17 protein-coding genes and 1 pseudogene are annotated in these 14647 nt (G+C 70.6%); 11 read left to right on the top strand and 7 right to left on the bottom strand.

Annotation, left to right across the window (positions count from 1 at the left end; genetic code table 11):
* Positions 1–44: 44 nt before the first annotated feature.
* From AB0N03_RS00170 to AB0N03_RS00160, 3 genes are read left to right on the top strand one after another with little or no spacing between them, the layout of a single operon-like run.
* Entirely contained in the window at positions 45–563 is a 519-nt protein-coding gene (locus tag AB0N03_RS00170) for an N-acetyltransferase (RefSeq protein WP_364362953.1), read from the top strand.
* A gap of 12 nt (positions 564–575) precedes the next feature.
* Complete coding sequence (locus AB0N03_RS00165; RefSeq protein ID WP_364362951.1) at positions 576–1556, top strand: LLM class flavin-dependent oxidoreductase; 981 nt, start codon at positions 576–578, stop codon at positions 1554–1556.
* Positions 1557–1605: 49 nt separating this feature from the next.
* Positions 1606–2208, top strand: a complete 603-nt coding sequence (locus tag AB0N03_RS00160) for a LysE family translocator (protein WP_364362949.1) — start codon at positions 1606–1608, stop codon at positions 2206–2208.
* Here AB0N03_RS00160 and AB0N03_RS00155 read toward each other — a convergent pair.
* The 4 genes from AB0N03_RS00155 to AB0N03_RS00140 are packed head-to-tail and all read right to left on the bottom strand — an operon-like array spanning position 2205 to position 5507.
* A complete protein-coding gene (locus AB0N03_RS00155; protein ID WP_364362947.1) occupies positions 2205–3080 on the bottom strand; it encodes an ABC transporter substrate-binding protein in 876 nt (291 codons plus the stop codon). The genes AB0N03_RS00160 and AB0N03_RS00155 overlap by 4 nt on opposite strands.
* Positions 3077–3760 (bottom strand): ABC transporter permease subunit, encoded by a 684-nt coding sequence (locus tag AB0N03_RS00150; protein ID WP_364362945.1) that lies wholly within the window; start codon positions 3758–3760, stop codon positions 3077–3079. Before AB0N03_RS00150 ends, AB0N03_RS00155 begins: the two co-directional genes overlap by 4 nt.
* Complete coding sequence (locus tag AB0N03_RS00145) at positions 3757–4425, bottom strand: ABC transporter permease subunit (protein ID WP_364362943.1); 669 nt, start codon at positions 4423–4425, stop codon at positions 3757–3759. The genes AB0N03_RS00150 and AB0N03_RS00145 overlap by 4 nt, the downstream gene beginning before the upstream one ends.
* Positions 4422–5507: an ATP-binding cassette domain-containing protein gene (locus tag AB0N03_RS00140; protein ID WP_364362941.1), complete on the bottom strand. Its 1086-nt coding sequence runs from the start codon at positions 5505–5507 to the stop codon at positions 4422–4424. Before AB0N03_RS00140 ends, AB0N03_RS00145 begins: the two co-directional genes overlap by 4 nt.
* 93 nt (positions 5508–5600) lie before the next feature.
* Here AB0N03_RS00140 and AB0N03_RS00135 point away from each other — a divergent pair, with 93 nt between their 5' ends.
* Positions 5601–7019, top strand: coding sequence for a bis-aminopropyl spermidine synthase family protein (locus AB0N03_RS00135; protein WP_364362940.1), 1419 nt, complete (start codon positions 5601–5603; stop codon positions 7017–7019).
* A gap of 92 nt (positions 7020–7111) precedes the next feature.
* Here AB0N03_RS00135 and AB0N03_RS00130 read toward each other — a convergent pair whose 3' ends face one another.
* Positions 7112–8293: an NADP-dependent malic enzyme gene (locus AB0N03_RS00130; protein WP_364362938.1), complete on the bottom strand. Its 1182-nt coding sequence runs from the start codon at positions 8291–8293 to the stop codon at positions 7112–7114.
* A 359-nt stretch (positions 8294–8652) separates the two neighbouring features.
* Here AB0N03_RS00130 and rfbC point away from each other — a divergent pair, with 359 nt between their 5' ends.
* From rfbC to AB0N03_RS00110, 4 genes are all read left to right on the top strand, one after another.
* Positions 8653–9258 carry a dTDP-4-dehydrorhamnose 3,5-epimerase gene (rfbC, locus tag AB0N03_RS00125; RefSeq protein WP_364362936.1) on the top strand — a complete coding sequence of 202 codons (606 nt, stop codon included), beginning with the start codon at positions 8653–8655 and terminating at the stop codon, positions 9256–9258.
* 65 nt (positions 9259–9323) lie between these two features.
* Positions 9324–9797, top strand: coding sequence for an SRPBCC family protein (locus AB0N03_RS00120; protein WP_364362935.1), 474 nt, complete (start codon positions 9324–9326; stop codon positions 9795–9797).
* Positions 9794–10228 carry a MarR family winged helix-turn-helix transcriptional regulator gene (locus tag AB0N03_RS00115; protein ID WP_364362933.1) on the top strand — a complete coding sequence of 145 codons (435 nt, stop codon included), beginning with the start codon at positions 9794–9796 and terminating at the stop codon, positions 10226–10228. Before AB0N03_RS00120 ends, AB0N03_RS00115 begins: the two co-directional genes overlap by 4 nt.
* Positions 10229–10337: 109 nt before the next feature.
* Positions 10338–11006 carry a hypothetical protein gene (locus AB0N03_RS00110; RefSeq protein ID WP_364362931.1) on the top strand — a complete coding sequence of 223 codons (669 nt, stop codon included), beginning with the start codon at positions 10338–10340 and terminating at the stop codon, positions 11004–11006.
* Here AB0N03_RS00110 and AB0N03_RS00105 read toward each other — a convergent pair.
* Positions 11003–11476 carry a hotdog fold domain-containing protein gene (locus AB0N03_RS00105; protein WP_364362929.1) on the bottom strand — a complete coding sequence of 158 codons (474 nt, stop codon included), beginning with the start codon at positions 11474–11476 and terminating at the stop codon, positions 11003–11005. The two genes, AB0N03_RS00110 and AB0N03_RS00105, sit on opposite strands and share 4 nt — an antisense overlap.
* Positions 11477–11559: 83 nt before the next feature.
* On the opposite strand from AB0N03_RS00105, the gene AB0N03_RS00100 reads away from it, so the two are divergent.
* Together AB0N03_RS00100 and AB0N03_RS00095 are read left to right on the top strand one after the other, a co-directional pair.
* Positions 11560–12150, top strand: a complete 591-nt coding sequence (locus tag AB0N03_RS00100) for an acid phosphatase (RefSeq protein WP_364362927.1) — start codon at positions 11560–11562, stop codon at positions 12148–12150.
* A gap of 1 nt (position 12151) precedes the next feature.
* A pseudogene (locus AB0N03_RS00095) lies at positions 12152–12622 on the top strand (GNAT family N-acetyltransferase); the annotation flags it as partial.
* A 26-nt stretch (positions 12623–12648) separates the two neighbouring features.
* Here the strand turns inward: AB0N03_RS00095 and AB0N03_RS00090 are convergent.
* Positions 12649–13110, bottom strand: a complete 462-nt coding sequence (locus tag AB0N03_RS00090; RefSeq protein WP_364362925.1) for a hypothetical protein — start codon at positions 13108–13110, stop codon at positions 12649–12651.
* 323 nt (positions 13111–13433) lie between these two features.
* Here AB0N03_RS00090 and AB0N03_RS00085 point away from each other — a divergent pair, with 323 nt between their 5' ends.
* Positions 13434–14423: a diacylglycerol kinase family protein gene (locus tag AB0N03_RS00085; protein ID WP_364362923.1), complete on the top strand. Its 990-nt coding sequence runs from the start codon at positions 13434–13436 to the stop codon at positions 14421–14423.
* Positions 14424–14647 lie beyond the last annotated feature (224 nt).

Genomic DNA, 14647 nt, shown 5'->3' with positions numbered 1-14647 from the left:
AAATCGGCTTTCGCCCACGGCCGGTTCGCGGCAAGGTGGCGAGCATGCTGATCCGCCGCGAGACGCCCGCCGACCGGACCACCGTGTACGCGATCCACAGCGAAGCCTTCCGGCGCGAACCCGGCGTCACCCCGGTCGAGGCACCGCTGGTCGACGAGCTGCGCGCGGACGGCGACCTGATCGACGCGCTGTCGCTGGTGGCGGTCCGCGACGGCGAGCTCGCCGGGCACGTGTGCTGCAGCCGGGCCCGCGTCGGCGAGGACACGAAGTCGGCGGTCGGGCTGGGACCGCTCGGCGTGCTGCCCGGGTACCAGGCCGCCGGCGTCGGATCGGCGCTGGTGCACGCGGTGCTCGGCGCGGCGGACGCGCTCGGCTACGGCTTGGTCGTCCTGCTCGGCAACCCGGCGTACTACGCGCGGTTCGGCTTCGTCACGGCGTCGACGCTCTCGATCGCGGCGCCGGATCCGGCCTGGGGCAAGAACTTCCAGGCCCGCACGCTCACCGGCTACAAGCCCACGCAGGCGGGCGCGTTCGAGTACGCGCCGGCGTTTTCCCGGATCTAGAGGAGCCTTCGCATGTACGCACCGAGCTCGTCCGTCGGCGTCCGGATCAACCGCGAGCAGCCACCGTCGCGGCTGGTCGAGCTGGCCCGCCAGGCGGAGGCCGCGGGTCTCGACGAAGTCTGGCTGGTCGAGGACTGTTTCTGGGCGGCCGGCATCGCGACGGTGGCCACGGCGCTGGCGGCGACGTCGACGATCAAGGTGGGCATCGGGGTCCTGCCGGCGGTGGCCCGCAACCCGGCGATCGCGGCGATGGAACTGGCGGCGCTGGCGGAGCTGCACCCGGGCCGGCTGATCGGCGGGCTGGGCCACGGGGTGGCGTCGTGGATGCGCCAGATCGGCGCGTACCCGGCTTCGCCGCTGGCGGCGTTGGAGGAGACGCTGGTGGCGATCCGCCGGCTGCTGGCGGGAGACCGGGTGTCGGTCACCGGCCGGCACGTCGACCTGGACGAGGTGGAGCTGGTGTTCCCGCCGGCTGTCGTGCCGCCGGTGCTGGCGGGGGTGCGTCGTCCGAAGTCCTTGGCGGTGGCGGGTTCGTCCGCGGATGGGACGATCCTGGCCGAGCCTTCGCCGCCGGAGTTCGTGCGGACGGCGTTGTCCGGGATCGCCGCTGGGCGTTCCGCGGATGGTGCGCCTCCTGAGCACGCTCTGGTGACGTACAACTGGCTCGCTTTGGGTGACCCCGAGCGGGCTCGGTCGACGGTCGCCAAGTCGTTGACCCCCGGTGCGCGCGTGCAGGTCGAGGGTTTGCCGTTCGCTGCGGAACTGCTGGAGCTGGTGGACTCGGCGTCCACTGTGGACGAGTTGGCGGCCGGGCTGGATCCTTCGTGGCTCTCGCGGCTGGCCGTCTGCGGGGATCTGGACCAATGTGTGGCCGCGGTGCGCGCGTTGCATGAGGCCGGGAGCGGGTCCGTGGTGCTGTTGCCACTGCCGGAGGAGCCGCCGGAGCGGGGCATCGAGGACGCGGGCCGGGTCGCGGCGGCCCTGCGTAACTGACTGCCGAAAACAAGTTCGCCGGCGGCACCCCGCGTGTCAGGATCGGGCCATGCCGGTCGACCCGCACCTCCTCCTGGCCTTCGTCCTCACCACCATCGTCGCGATGGTGACGCCGGGCCCGGACATGCTCTTCATCCTCGGCTGCGGCATGCGCGGCGGCCCGAAAGCCGGGCTGCTCGCCACCGCCGGGGTCGCCACCAGCGAAGCCATCCACGTCGCCGTCGCCGCCGCCGGGCTCGCCGCCCTCTTCGCCGCCGTTCCCGTCGCCTTTACCGTCGTCAAGATCGCCGGCGCCGCCTACCTCGTCCACCTCGGCGTGCAAGCCATCCGGAACCGGAAGCCGCTCGTCGAACGAAACAGCGACCGCGCCTACCTCAGCGGCCTGCTCACCAACCTGCTCAACCCCAAGATGGTCACCTTCACCATCGCCTTCCTGCCACAGTTCATCGACCCGGCGCGTGGGCACGTGGCCCTGCAGTTCGCGATCCTCGGGGCCATCATGATCGTGTTCGAGTTCCTCGTCGACGGCGCCGTCGGGGTGCTCGCCGGCCGGGTCGGCGGGTGGGTGCGCCGGAAGAAGAACCAGCGGCGCATCGAGGTCGCCACCGGGGGCATCTTCATCGGGCTCGGCGTCAAGCTGGCCCTCGACTAGGAGTGCGCCAGGAAGTCCTCGGCGATGTCCAGCGGGTTGCGCTTCTCCTCGGTGAACTCGACGTTCAGCCGCGTCAGCTGCTCGGTCGTCAGCGCCGCCGAGACGCGGTTCAGCGCGGCCACCTCCCCGGGCGACAGCGTCCCGCGCGCCACCAGCGGCACGATGTTCTGCGCCGGGAACATGTTCTTGTCGTCGACCAGCGGCACGAACCCGTTCGCCGCGATCGTCGACGACGTGCTGAACAGGTCCGCCACCTGGACGTCGCCCGACTTCAGCGCCGCCACCGTCACCGGGCCGCCCGTGTCGGTCGTGCGGATCTCCTTGAACTCGCAGCCGTAGAGCTTCTTGATCTGGTCCTTCCAGCGGCTGCTCCACTGGCCCGGGCCGCCGAACACCAGCTCGCCGCAGCGCTTCCCCAGGTCGGAGAACGTCTTGACGCCCGAAGCCGCCAGCTGCGCCCCGACGACCAGGAGGTCCTTGTCCTCGGCCGGTGCCTGGTCCAGGACCTCGAAGCCGGCCGGGACCTTCTGGCGCAGCTGCGCGTAGACGTCCTGCGAAGTCGTCGCGGACGTCTCCTTGTCGAAGTACCGCAACAGGTTCCCGCTGTAGTCCGGCACCACCGACAGCGATTTGTCCTGCAGCGCCTTGACGACGACTTCGCGGCTGCCGACCGGCGGCCGCACCGTCACGTTCGTGGCGCCGGCATCGCGAAGCGCGCCGGCGTAGATCTGGGCCAGCAGCAGGCTTTCCCCGACGTCGGACGCGCCGATGATGATGTCGCCGGATGCGCCACCCTCGCCGCCGCCCGCCAGCGGGTTGCCGCAGCCGGCCACCAAGACCAAGGCGGCAGCCAGCAGACCGAGCCGTTTCATGCGGTCACCTTCTTCACGGCCGCCGCGAGCCGGACGCCCCGGGGCACCAGGGCCCGGTTCAGCAGCGCGAAGAGCAGGTCCAGGACGATGGCGAGCACCGTCGTCAGCAACGCACCCGCGATGACTTCGGAATAGTCCAAAATGGCCAGTCCGTCGAGCAGGAACCGGCCCAGGCCACCGAGTCCGACGTACGCGGCCACCGCGGCGGTCGCCACGAGCTGCAGCACGGCGTTGCGGATCCCGCCGAGCACGAGCGGCAGCGAGATCGGCACCTCGACCTTCCAGAGCCGCTGCCAGCCGGTCATCCCGACGCCCTCGGCGGCGTCGACCACGCCGTGGTCGGTCGCCTGCAGCCCGGCGTACGTGCCGGCCAGGATCGGCGGCACGGCCAGCACGACGAGCCCGATGATCGTCGAGGTGACGCTTTCGGTGAAGAGCAGGAACAAGAACGTCACGAGCCCCAGCGTCGGCAGCGCGCGGATCGCGTTGCCGGCGCTCACCAGCGCGACGCCGCCGCGTCCGGTGTGGCCGACGAACAGTCCTAACGGGACAGCGATGACCAACGCGATCACCAAGGACAAAGTGACGTAGCCGAGGTGCTCCAGCAACCGCTGCGGGATGCCGTCCGGGCCCGACCAGTGCGCCGGATCGCCGAACCAGTGGAAGAGGTCGGTGATCATGCGACGGCCACCCGCTCCCACGGTGTCAGTAGGTTTCGGATCCCCACCAGGACCAGGTCGACGACCAGCGCGAGCAGCAGCGTCAGCACGATGCCGACGACGATCGGCGAGAAGTATTCGCGCTGGAAGCCGTCGGTGAAGAGCACCCCGAGGCCGCCGGTGCCGATCAGCGCGCCGACGCTGACCAGGCTGATGTTGCTGACCGACGCCACCCGCACGCCGGCCGCGAGGACCGGCACGGACAGCGGCAGTTCGACGGCGAAGAACTTCCGCACCGGCTGGTAGCCGACCGCGGTCGCGGCGGCGATCACCGACGGCGCCACCGCGTCGAGCGCGTCGAGCACCGGGCGGACCAGCAGCGCCGTGGTGTAGATCGTCAACGCGACGACGACGTTGACGCTGTCCAGGATCTTCGACCCGATCAGGCCGGGGATGACCACGAACAGCGCGAGCGACGGGATCGTGTAGAGCAGGTTGGCGAGCACCATCAGCACCTGCCGGGCCGGGCGCCAGCGGTGGCCGAGCCAGCCCGCGGCGATCGCCAGTACGATGCCCAGGACCAGCGGGAGCAGCGCCAGGTAGACGTGGTCACCCAGGTCACCGAGGATTTCGACGCGCGTGTTCCCGCTGCTCAGGTACGTCCCGAGCTCGTCGAAGAAGCTCATGACGCCTGCGGGGTCGCCTCGATCACGTCCAGCACTTGCCTCGCGACCACGCCGCCGAGCACGCGGTGGTCTTCGTCGACGACCACGCCGAGGCTGGCCGGCGAGGACAGCGCGGCGTCGAGCGCGCCGCGGATCGGCGTCCCGTGGATCCACAGCGAACCGCCGGCGACGAGGTCGTCTCCGGACAGTGCGCCGTCCACAGTGGAGTTCGGCCGCAGCCAGCCGCGGGGTTGCTTGTCGGCGTTGACACCCAGCCGCCAGCCGTCGCTCGCCGACACCGGGGAGCCGATCTCGACCAGCTCGATCTCCTTCACCTCGACGCCCTCGGCGGAGAGGAAGGACAGGCCGCGGTAGCCGCGATCGCGGCCGACGAACGACGCGACGAAGTCGTCCACCGGGTGGCGCAGCACGTCGGCGGGCGTGCCGTACTGGGCGAGCTTGCCGCCGACGCGCATCACCGCGACCTTGTCGCCGAGCCGGACGGCCTCGTCGATGTCGTGCGTGACGAACACGATGGTCTTGCCCAGCTGCGACTGCAGCCGCAGCAGCTCGTTCTGCAGGTCTTCGCGCACGATCGGGTCGACCGCGGAGAACGGCTCATCCATCAGCAGCACCGGCGAGTCCGCGGCGAGCGCGCGGGCGACGCCGACGCGCTGCTGCTGGCCGCCCGAGAGCTGAGCCGGGTACCGCTTGCCGACCTCGACCGGCAGGCCGATGGTCTCGAGCAGCTCGGCCGCCCGCTTGCGCGCCTTCGCCTTGTCCCAGCCCGACAGCAGGGGCACGGTGGCGATGTTGTCCAGGACCGTCCTATGTGGAAAGAGGCCGGCGTGCTGGATGACGTAGCCGATGCCGCGGCGCAGCAGCGCCGGGTCGCCCTCGGCGACGTCCTTGCCGTCGAGCAGCACCTGACCGCCGGTGGGCTCGATCATCCGGTTGATCATCCGCAGCGACGTCGTCTTGCCGCAGCCGGACGGGCCGACGAACACGGTGATCGTGCCGTCCTCGACCGTCAGGTTCAGCTTGTCGACGGCGACCGTCCCATCGGGATACTGCTTGGTCACGTCGCGGAATTCGATCGTCACTTGCCCACTCCCCATGTCAGGTCCCATCGACCGTAGCCGAGTTGGCGACGGTTGGCACGGTGTTCCGGCAGGTGGTGACTAGGCTCAGAGACCGTGAAGGCACTCGACGACGTCCTCGCCGCGCACGGCGTCGGCGTCCGCCCGCTGTACCGCGTCATCGACCTCCTGCGGACCGGTGACCACGACCTCGGCGAGCTGGTGCGGCTGAGCACGGCGCCGCGGCGCAGCGTCGAAGACGTCCTGGCGGCGCTGGGCGACGACCTCGACCGCAGCGGCGACCGGCTGCGGATCTCCCCCGGCGTCGCGGCGTCGTACCTCCAGTACAGCGCGCCGCGCTACGCCGACCCGCTCGACGAAGCGGTCGCGACGCACGAGCTGCTGCCGAAGGTCGCCGAGTGGGTCGCGGAGGTGCCGCCGCCGCTGGCCGCGCTCGACCACGTGCAGGCGACGCCGGAGACGGTGCTGCGCCGCGCGCTGTGGCTGGACGCGCGCTACGACCTCGCGTCGGCGCGGGTGCTGTTCCTCGGTGACCACGACCTGACGTCGCCGGCGGTGCACGCCGTCTGCCCGTCGGCGTCGCTGACCGTCGTGGACCTCGACGAGCGCGTGCTGGCCTACCTCGACGAGCGCTCCGGGCGCGAGATCACCACCGCCCACGCGGACCTGCGCGTCGGCCTGCCGCCGGCCTTCAACGGCGGGTTCGATTTGGTGTTCAGCGATCCGCCGTACACGCCGGAGGGCATGGGCCTGTTCGCGGCGCGCGGGGTGCAGGCGCTGCGGGAGCCGTCCGAGGGACGGCTGCTGTTCGCGTACGGCTACAGCCCGCGGCACCCGGCGCTGGGCGCGCAGGTGCAGCGGTCGCTGGCCACGCTCGGGCTGACGTTCGAGGCGATCCTGCCGGACTTCAACCGCTACTTCGGGGCGCAGGCGATCGGCAGCGCGGCGGACCTGTACGTCTGTCAGCCGACGGCGAAGGCCAAGAAGATGCGGGGCGGCAAGGGGAAGTCCGCGATCTACACGCACGGGCCGCAGTCGGTGGAGGCGGCCGGGACGAAGCCGGCGCTGCTGGAGAAGCTGAAGGAGATCGCCGTTGCGGGCGGGCTTTCGCCGGAGACGCGGCCGGTGGACTGGTCGATCTCCGGGCCCGAAGGTGACGCGATCGCGATGGACCTCTCGGCCGACCCGGGCCCGTGGCTGTTGCGCACCTTACTGGGTACGAACGCCCGGCGTCTGGCGCTGCTGGTGCCGAACGCGCACCCGGACCTGGCGGACGAGCGGTCCCAGACGGCTCTTGCGGAGCTGATCCGGGGGAAGTACGCGCTGCGCTACCTGAGGAGCACGCCGGACAACCGGCACGCGGTGGTGGTCGCGGACGCGGTGGCGGACCAGGACGAGGTCCTGACCCGCGCCCACGCCCGGCTGGCGAACGTCTCCCTGGACGTCCCCGAAGACCTGACGGACCTGCGCCTGGTCGACGTCCCCCGCCACCGCCTCCCCGACCTGCTGGGCTGAAAGCGCCCCAATGTGGCCTTCGGTGCGTTCAACGCACCCAAGGCGGCCTTCGGTGCGTCAGACGCAACCAAGGCCGCCTTGGGGCGCTCGGGTCAGTCCGTGACGCCGTCGGCCTGCCCGGCCTTCGCCACCGCCGCCGCGACCTCGGGGGCCACGCGCGGGTCGAACGGCGAGGGGACGATGCGGTCCGGGCCCAGGTCGTCCATCGCCACCGACACGATCGCCTCGGCGGCCGCCAGCTTCATGCCTTCGGTGATCGCCCGCGCGCCGGAGTCCAGCGCGCCACGGAACACGCCCGGGAACGCCAGCACGTTGTTGATCTGGTTCGGGAAGTCACTGCGCCCGGTGGCCACGATCGACGCGTAGCGCGCCGCCACCTCCGGGTGCACCTCCGGGTCCGGATTGGACAGTGCGAACACGATGCCGCCGCCCGCCATCCGGCCGAGCAGCGTCTCGTCGATCGTCGCGCCGGACAGGCCGAGGAACACGTCCGCGCCTTCCAGCGCCTCCGCCAGCCCACCCTGAAGACCGGCCTTGTTCGTCGTCGAAGCCAGGTGCGCCTTGATCGGGTTCAGGTTGTCGCGGCCGGGGTGGATGATGCCGCGCGAGTCGAGGACGGTGACGTCGCCGATGCCGGCCTCCTGCAGGATCCGCGCGCACGCGACCCCCGCCGCGCCGGCGCCGGACACGACCACGCGCTGGTCGGCGATCGCCCGGTCGAGGACCAGGTTCGCGCCGCGCAGCGCGGCCAGCGTGACGATCGCCGTGCCGTGCTGGTCGTCGTGCATGACCGGGCAGTCGAGCGCCTCCTTGAGCTTGTCCTCCAGCTCGAAGCACCGCGGCGCGGAGATGTCCTCCAGGTTGACGGCCCCGAAGGACGGCCGCAGCCGCACCAGCGTCTCGACGATCTCGTCGACGTCGGTGGTGTCGAGCACCAGCGGGATCGAGTCGAGCCCGCCGAAGGTCTTGAACAGGACCGACTTGCCCTCCATGACCGGCAGCGACGCGCTCGCGCCGATGTCGCCGAGGCCCAGCACCGCCGTCCCGTCGCTCACCACGACGACGAGCCGGTCCGCCCACGTGTACCGCTTGGCCTTGGCCGCGTCCTCGGCGATCGCGCGGCTCACCTTCGCCACACCCGGGGTGTACGCGATCGAAAGGTCACGCGGGCTGGCAATCGGGCGGGTGGCCGCCACCGAGAGCTTGCCGCCCTCGTGCCCGGTGAAGATCTCTTCGTCGGTGACCGGCGCTCCGGCGCCGGTGGGGTCGCTCATGGGGATTCCTGTCGTCGTTTCCGTCATTCCCCCAGTGGGAATGACGGAACTCGCGGATCGGACTTGGGTCACTGGAATTTCTCCTGGGCATGCGAGCTGGGACCACGGGTCTGCGGGGGATTCCGTGGGGGATCCCGGCACGGCAGCCCAGCGCGGTAGCGCCGGCCTGTCGGCGAGGCGTCACGTCGGCCATCGGTGCCGTGGGTCGGGCGATGACCGCGGACGCGGCGGTCCGATCAGTGTGACAGGTCCGGTCCAGGAGGTGACCCCTCGGTGCGGTTGATGTCACACCGGACCCCCTATTCCGGCAATTGCCAAGACGTCCGTTCGGTTTTTTAAGCGCCCGATATGGTGACGCCATGGAATTCCGCCGGCTGAGCGTCCCGGACGCCTTCGAGTTCTCCCCCCGGGCGTTCCCCGACGAGCGGGGCCTGTTCGTCGCCCCTTTCCAGGAGGAGGTCCTGCGCGAAGCGGTCGGCCACCCCCTGCGGCTGGCCCAGGCGAACCACAGCGTGTCCCGGCGCGGCGCGATCCGCGGCATCCACTTCGCCGACATGCCTCCCGGCCAGGCGAAGTACATCTACTGTGCGCGCGGTTCGCTGCTCGACGTCGTCGTGGACATCCGCGTCGGCTCGCCGAGCTTCGGCACCTGGGACGCCGTCCGACTCGACTCCGGCCGGTTCAACGCCGCCTACCTCGCCGAGGGCCTCGGGCACGGCTTCATCGCCCTCGAAGACGACACGGTGATGGCTTACCTGTGCTCCGAGCCCTACAACCCGACAGGCGAGCACGGCATCACCCCGCTCGACCCGGCGCTGGGCCTGCCCTGGCCCGCGGACATCGAGCCGATCCTGTCCGCGAAGGACCGCGACGCGCCCACGCTGGCCGAAGCCCAGGAACAGGGCCTGCTGCCGTCCTACCAGGACTGCGTCGCCTATTACGACAAGCTGCGCTCGGCGAACTGAGCCCCGCACCACCGGGTCCGCGTGACCTCTTGCCGATTTAGTAAGCGCGCATATAGTCTGCCCGCATGGCACTTTACGAGTACGAGCACAGCGAGACGTCCACCGCTCCCGCCGCCGCGATCTGGCCGCTGTGGGCCGACACCACCCGCTGGCCGGAGTGGGACGCGGGCGTGCGGTCGGTGGTCCTCGACGGCCCGTTCGCCGTCGGGACCAGCGGCACCATGGCGATGGACGGGATGCCGCCGATCCCGTTCACCCTGACCGAAGTCATGGAGGGCCGCGGCTTCACCGACGAGACCCGGCTGCCCGACGCCCACCTGAGGTTCGAACACGAGCTGACCGACGTCGACGGCGGCACGCGCATCACCTACCGCGTCACCATCGACGGGCCCGAGGGCTTCGGCGAGCAGGTCACATCGGACACCCCGGAGGCGATGCAAGCGCTTGCGCGGCTGGCTGAGGCTGCGACATCCGGGGCTTCGCCCCAGGCCGGAGGCTCCGCCACCCGGAACGCCCGAAGGGCAGGATCCCGGGTATGACCGCCCCGGAGTCCCGCCTGCCCGGCCCCGAGCGCAGCCCCGGCTTCCTGCTGTGGCGCGTGACGCTGGCCTGGCAGCGGGCGATGCGGGCCGCGCTGGCCCCGCACGACCTCACGCACGTCCAGTTCGTGCTGCTGACCACGACGTGGTGGCTCACCCGCTCGGGCGAACCACCCACCCAGCGGCAACTGGCCGAACAGGCCGGCACCGACACGATGATGACCAGCCAGGTCGTCCGCAAGCTCGCCGAACGCGGCCTGCTGGCCCGCGCCGACGACCCGGCCGACGCGCGCGCGAAGCGCCTCGAAGTCACTCAAGCCGGCCTCGACCTGGTCGCGAAGGCCCTGAAGGACGTCGAAGCCGCCGACGCGTCGTTCTTCGAAGGCGTCGACGACGGCTTCACCGACTCACTGGCGAAGCTCAGCCCTTGAGGCAGGCAACCAAGTGGAACGTGTTTCACCCGACTGAGGGAAATCTCCGGTCTTCCCCTGGGGGCGATCCCGGATGTCCCCGATCCGCGCCGCGAGCAAGCTCACCGGCATGAAACTTCTCGCACTGGGGGCGGCCGCGGTCGCCGTCGCCGCACTGGGGGTCGTGCCCGGGACGGCGTCCGCCGACGAGCTGCCGACGTTCGACTTCACGGACTGCCCGGCACCGCCCGCGAACGCCGACCCGGGCACGTGGCGTTGCGAAGCCTTTGTCTCACAAGGGAAACTGACGATCGACGGCAAGGAGATCCCGCTCGGGGAAATGCGGCTGACGTTCAGCGAAGGCCGGGTGAACGGCCAGTACGCGCAGGTGTTCGGCTCGCTGCGGCACGCGCCGGCGCGGGTTCCCGGCCTGGCCGGCGCGACGATCCAGCTGCGCTACGGCGGTCACTCCGACTTCCAGAGCAACGACGAGCGCCGCGGCGAGCTCGACGTCTACGCCGTGCTGCGACACCCGTTGCTGCGCCAGGACTGCAGCATCGGTACGGCGTCCACACCTCTGCACACGGTCGTCCACGACGACCCGGCCGTGCCGCCGCGGCTGATCTCGGACAACCCGAAAACCGCGTACTTCGGCGTTGTCGACCCGGACCTGACCCTCCCGGCGACCCAGGGCTGCGGCCCCCTCGGCAAGCTCGTCGACCAGCGCCTGGGCCTGCCTTCGCCGGCCGGCGAGAACGCGTTCTACCAGACGACGTACGTGCAGTACAAGCCGCTCTAACGCTTCTTCGGCGTCACCCAGATCGTGATCGTCCCGGTGACCACCGGCTTGCCGTGCGCGTCCGAAATGGTCACCGGGACGCCCAGCTCGAAACCCTCGTCGCCGAACTCCGGCAGCTCGGGCAGCGACGCGACCGCGCGCAGGCCCGTCTCGGCCTTCGCGACGTACTGGACGTTCATGCCCTTCGGCAGCCAGCGGTGCGTCGCGGGGACCGTCGCCTCGGCGAGCATGCCCATCGCGATCTCGGCGAGGTTGCAGGCGGCGATCGCGTGGAACGTGTGGATGTGGTTGTAAACACCCCACCACTTCGGCGCGGTTACCTCGCAGTGGCCCGCCCGCAGCTCGCGCACCGAGGGCAGCACCGTGCGGAAGTACGGCACGCGCACGCACATCGCGGCGCTGAACAGCTGTTTTCCGCCCGGTTTGGCGGCCAGCTTGTGCCACAGCGCGAACGTCGGCGTGTCGGGCATCGAAGTCTCCTCAAGCTAAGCTACTGCTCAGTAGCAAAGCAGACGACCTGCCGTCGCGCAAACCGCCGGATATATTCGCCGACGTGGCGAACCGTCTCTTCCTCCTCCGGCACGGCCAGACCGAATGGTCGGTGAACGGGCGGCACACCGGCCGCACCGACATCCCGCTGACGCCGGCCGGGGAAGGCCAGGCGCTGGCCGCGGGCGGCACGCTCCGCAGCCTGGTCGGCGGGCCGTCGCTCGTGCTGTCGAGCCCGCGCGCCCGCGCGCTGCGGACCGCCGCGCTCGCCGGCTTGCGCGTCGACGACGTCACCGAAGACCTCTCCGAGTGGGACTACGGCGAGTACGAAGGCATCACCACGCCGAAGATCCGCGAAACCGTCCCGGGCTGGACGGTCTGGACCCACCCGATCCCCGGCGGCGAAAGCGCTTCGGAGGTCTCCGACCGCGCGGACCGCGTGCTCGAGCGCGCCCGCGGCGACATCGAAGCCGGCGACGTCATCCTGGTCGGGCACGGGCACTTCAGCCGTGTGCTGGTGGCCCGCTGGCTCGGCCTGCCCGCGACGTCCGGCGTCCACTTCGGACTGGACGCGGCCGGCATCGCGGTGCTCGGCGACGAGCGCGGCGAGCCCCAGATCGAACACCTCAACCTGCCGCCCGCCCTGGAGGACTGACGTGCCCGACGACCGCATCCGCCGGATCCGGCCCGACGACGTCGAGGCCGCCGTCCAGCTCGCCTACGACCTGGCCGAGTACGAACGCGCGCCCGACGACTGCCACCTGACGGCACCGCAGCTGCAGGAGGCCCTGTTCGGCGACGCACCCAAGCTGTTCGGGCACGTGGCCGAACTGGACGGCGAGGTCGTCGGCTTCGCGGTCTGGTTCCTCAACTACTCGACCTGGCGCGGCGTGCACGGGATCTACCTGGAGGACCTGTTCGTGCGCCCGGCCCACCGCGGGTCCGGCCTGGGCAAGGCCCTGCTGGCGGCGCTGGCGGCGGAGTGCGTCGCGAACGGCTACGGCCGGCTCGAGTGGTCGGTGCTGGACTGGAACCCGGCGACGGAGTTCTACAAGGCGCTCGGCGCGGTGGCGATGGACGAGTGGACGGTCAACCGGCTGACGGACGCACCCCTGCAGGCCCTGGCGCCCAGGCCTGACTCGAGCTGTCGTGCTCAGTCCTCTTCGCGCTCGGCGCGGCGGCCGGCGAGCCCACCGCGTTCCGCGGCCTCTGTCTCCGTCTCGCCTTCGCGCAGGTCCAGCGCCCACGCCCGCGACGGCCGCCGGAACAGCAGCACCAGCGCGACGATGCCGAGCAGCGCGATCGGCACGCCCCACACCGGCTCGCCCGACGGGCCGAGCAGGTACCAGCCGAGGCCGACCACGATCAACGCGATCACCACGCCGGGCGAGCGCGCCCACGTCCGGCCGAGGATCAGCCCGGCCGACGCGGCCAAGAAGGCCAGCGCCACCACGATGAACGTGCCGGACTCGACGTAGATGTTGTTGCCCGGTCGCGCGGGCGAGCCCAGGCCGTTCACCAGCACGACCACGCCGAACACCAGCAGGGCGAATGACGGCACCGCCGTGACCACGCCGGCCAGCCGGACCTCACGGGGTGCGGGCGAGAGCTTCACGGCGAGCCTTCCGGGAGATCTTTTCGCGGGAGCACAGTGGATTCCACCAGGGCGAGTCACCGTGCGTGAGCTGATTCGATCGTATGCCACCCGGTCGGCCGTTTTCGCGGGACCGTCCGGGCGCTGAGAATTCAGGTGTCGTCGATGAGCGGGCGGTCGGCCCGGGTGCACTTGTCACGACGAGCGGACACTCGTCACGCGAAGGAGGGCCGCCCGGCACAGGGTCACAGGTGCTGTTCGGAGCGTTGCGACGACCGGTGCTTCCGGTCACCTTGCGCCGTCGAGAGGTTTTCGGGGCGGTGAGCGTCACCTACCCTGCGGTGGTGCGCGCAATCCTCGTCGTGAACCCCCAGGCCACCTCGACCACCGCCGGTGGCCGGGACGTCCTGGCGCACGCGCTCGCCAGCCAGGTCAAGCTCGACGTGGTCGAAACGGACTACCGCGGGCACGCCATGGCCGTCGCGCGCTCGGCCGCGCGGGACGGGATCGACCTGGTCGTGGCCCACGGCGGCGACGGCACGGTCAACGAGGTCGTCAACGGCCTGCTGGCCGACGCGGTAACACCCGGGGCTCCGCCCCGGGCCGGGGGCGTCGCCACCCGGACCCCCGGAAGAGGGTTGGACGGCGACCCCACCCAGATCGGGTCGGTCCCCGCGCTGGGCGTCGTGCCCGGTGGCTCGGCCAACGTGTTCGCGCGCGCCCTCGGTATTTCCGCGGATCCCGTCGAGGCCACCCACCAGCTGCTGAACGCGCTGGAGAACGACCGCTCACGCCGGGTCGGGCTCGGCCTGGCCGATGGGCACTGGTTCACCTTCAACTCCGGGCTCGGCTGGGACGCCGACGTCGTCGGCCTGGTCGCCAAGCGCCGCGGCAAGCAGACGACCGCGAGCCTCTACATGAGGGCCGCCGTCCGCTCCCACTTCCGGCCGCCGCTGGGCCGGCCGGCCCTCACCATCCGCGTTCCGGGTGAAGAACCCACCGAAGCGCTGACCGCTTTCGTGTCGAACACCGATCCGTGGAGCTACCTGGGCGAGCGTCCGATCCACCTCAACCCGGGTTGCTCGTTCGAGACGGGACTGGGTTTGTTCGCGTTGAACGGTCTGGGGTTGCCCACGGTGTTCAAGCATGTACGGCGCGCTTTGGCTACGAAGAGCAACCAAAAGGGCAAACGTCTCGTGCGTCACGACGACGTGCCGATGATCCGCATCGACGCTGCTGAACCGGTAAACTTCCAGGTGGACGGCGACCTCGTCGGCCAGCGGACCAGAGTGGAATTCTTCAGTGTCCCGAACGCACTCAGGGTAATTGTGTGACGACGGGACCACTGATCGCCTGCGGCAAAGTGCAAGCTGCCGTTCGTCGACGCAGAAGCTCCACTCAGCGCATCAGCCTTCCCTTCGGGCGGCTGTATCGGAGAGAAACCGCAGGTCAGAGGGGTCGCTCGGCCGGGTGACCTGACTCACCGATCTTCAAGAAACCCTTGTCGAACGCGGTGCTTCGTGAAAGCATTCACAAGCACCCAAGAACACGACCGCCA

Source organism: Amycolatopsis sp. NPDC051061, assembly GCF_040682935.1.
Lineage (GTDB): Bacteria > Actinomycetota > Actinomycetes > Mycobacteriales > Pseudonocardiaceae > Amycolatopsis.
The sequence above is the reverse complement of the archived record's forward strand: the minus strand, read 5'-3'. Positions and strand labels throughout refer to the sequence as shown.

Bases quoted from the DNA above. Each gene is read 5' to 3' on its own strand.
- AB0N03_RS00120 (WP_364362935.1), top strand. From the start codon at position 9,324: ATGGCACTTTACGAGTACGAGCACAGCGAGACGTCCACCGCTCCCGCC.
- rfbC (WP_364362936.1), top strand. From the start codon at position 8,653: ATGGAATTCCGCCGGCTGAGCGTCCCGGACGCCTTCGAGTTCTCCCCC.
- AB0N03_RS00145 (WP_364362943.1), bottom strand. From the start codon at position 4,425: ATGAGCTTCTTCGACGAGCTCGGGACGTACCTGAGCAGCGGGAACACG.
- AB0N03_RS00170 (WP_364362953.1), top strand. From the start codon at position 45: ATGCTGATCCGCCGCGAGACGCCCGCCGACCGGACCACCGTGTACGCG.
- AB0N03_RS00160 (WP_364362949.1), top strand. From the start codon at position 1,606: ATGCCGGTCGACCCGCACCTCCTCCTGGCCTTCGTCCTCACCACCATC.
- AB0N03_RS00130 (WP_364362938.1), bottom strand. From the start codon at position 8,293: ATGAGCGACCCCACCGGCGCCGGAGCGCCGGTCACCGACGAAGAGATC.
- AB0N03_RS00105 (WP_364362929.1), bottom strand. From the start codon at position 11,476: ATGCCCGACACGCCGACGTTCGCGCTGTGGCACAAGCTGGCCGCCAAA.
- AB0N03_RS00110 (WP_364362931.1), top strand. From the start codon at position 10,338: ATGAAACTTCTCGCACTGGGGGCGGCCGCGGTCGCCGTCGCCGCACTG.
- AB0N03_RS00150 (WP_364362945.1), bottom strand. From the start codon at position 3,760: ATGATCACCGACCTCTTCCACTGGTTCGGCGATCCGGCGCACTGGTCG.
- AB0N03_RS00115 (WP_364362933.1), top strand. From the start codon at position 9,794: ATGACCGCCCCGGAGTCCCGCCTGCCCGGCCCCGAGCGCAGCCCCGGC.
- AB0N03_RS00155 (WP_364362947.1), bottom strand. From the start codon at position 3,080: ATGAAACGGCTCGGTCTGCTGGCTGCCGCCTTGGTCTTGGTGGCCGGC.
- AB0N03_RS00165 (WP_364362951.1), top strand. From the start codon at position 576: ATGTACGCACCGAGCTCGTCCGTCGGCGTCCGGATCAACCGCGAGCAG.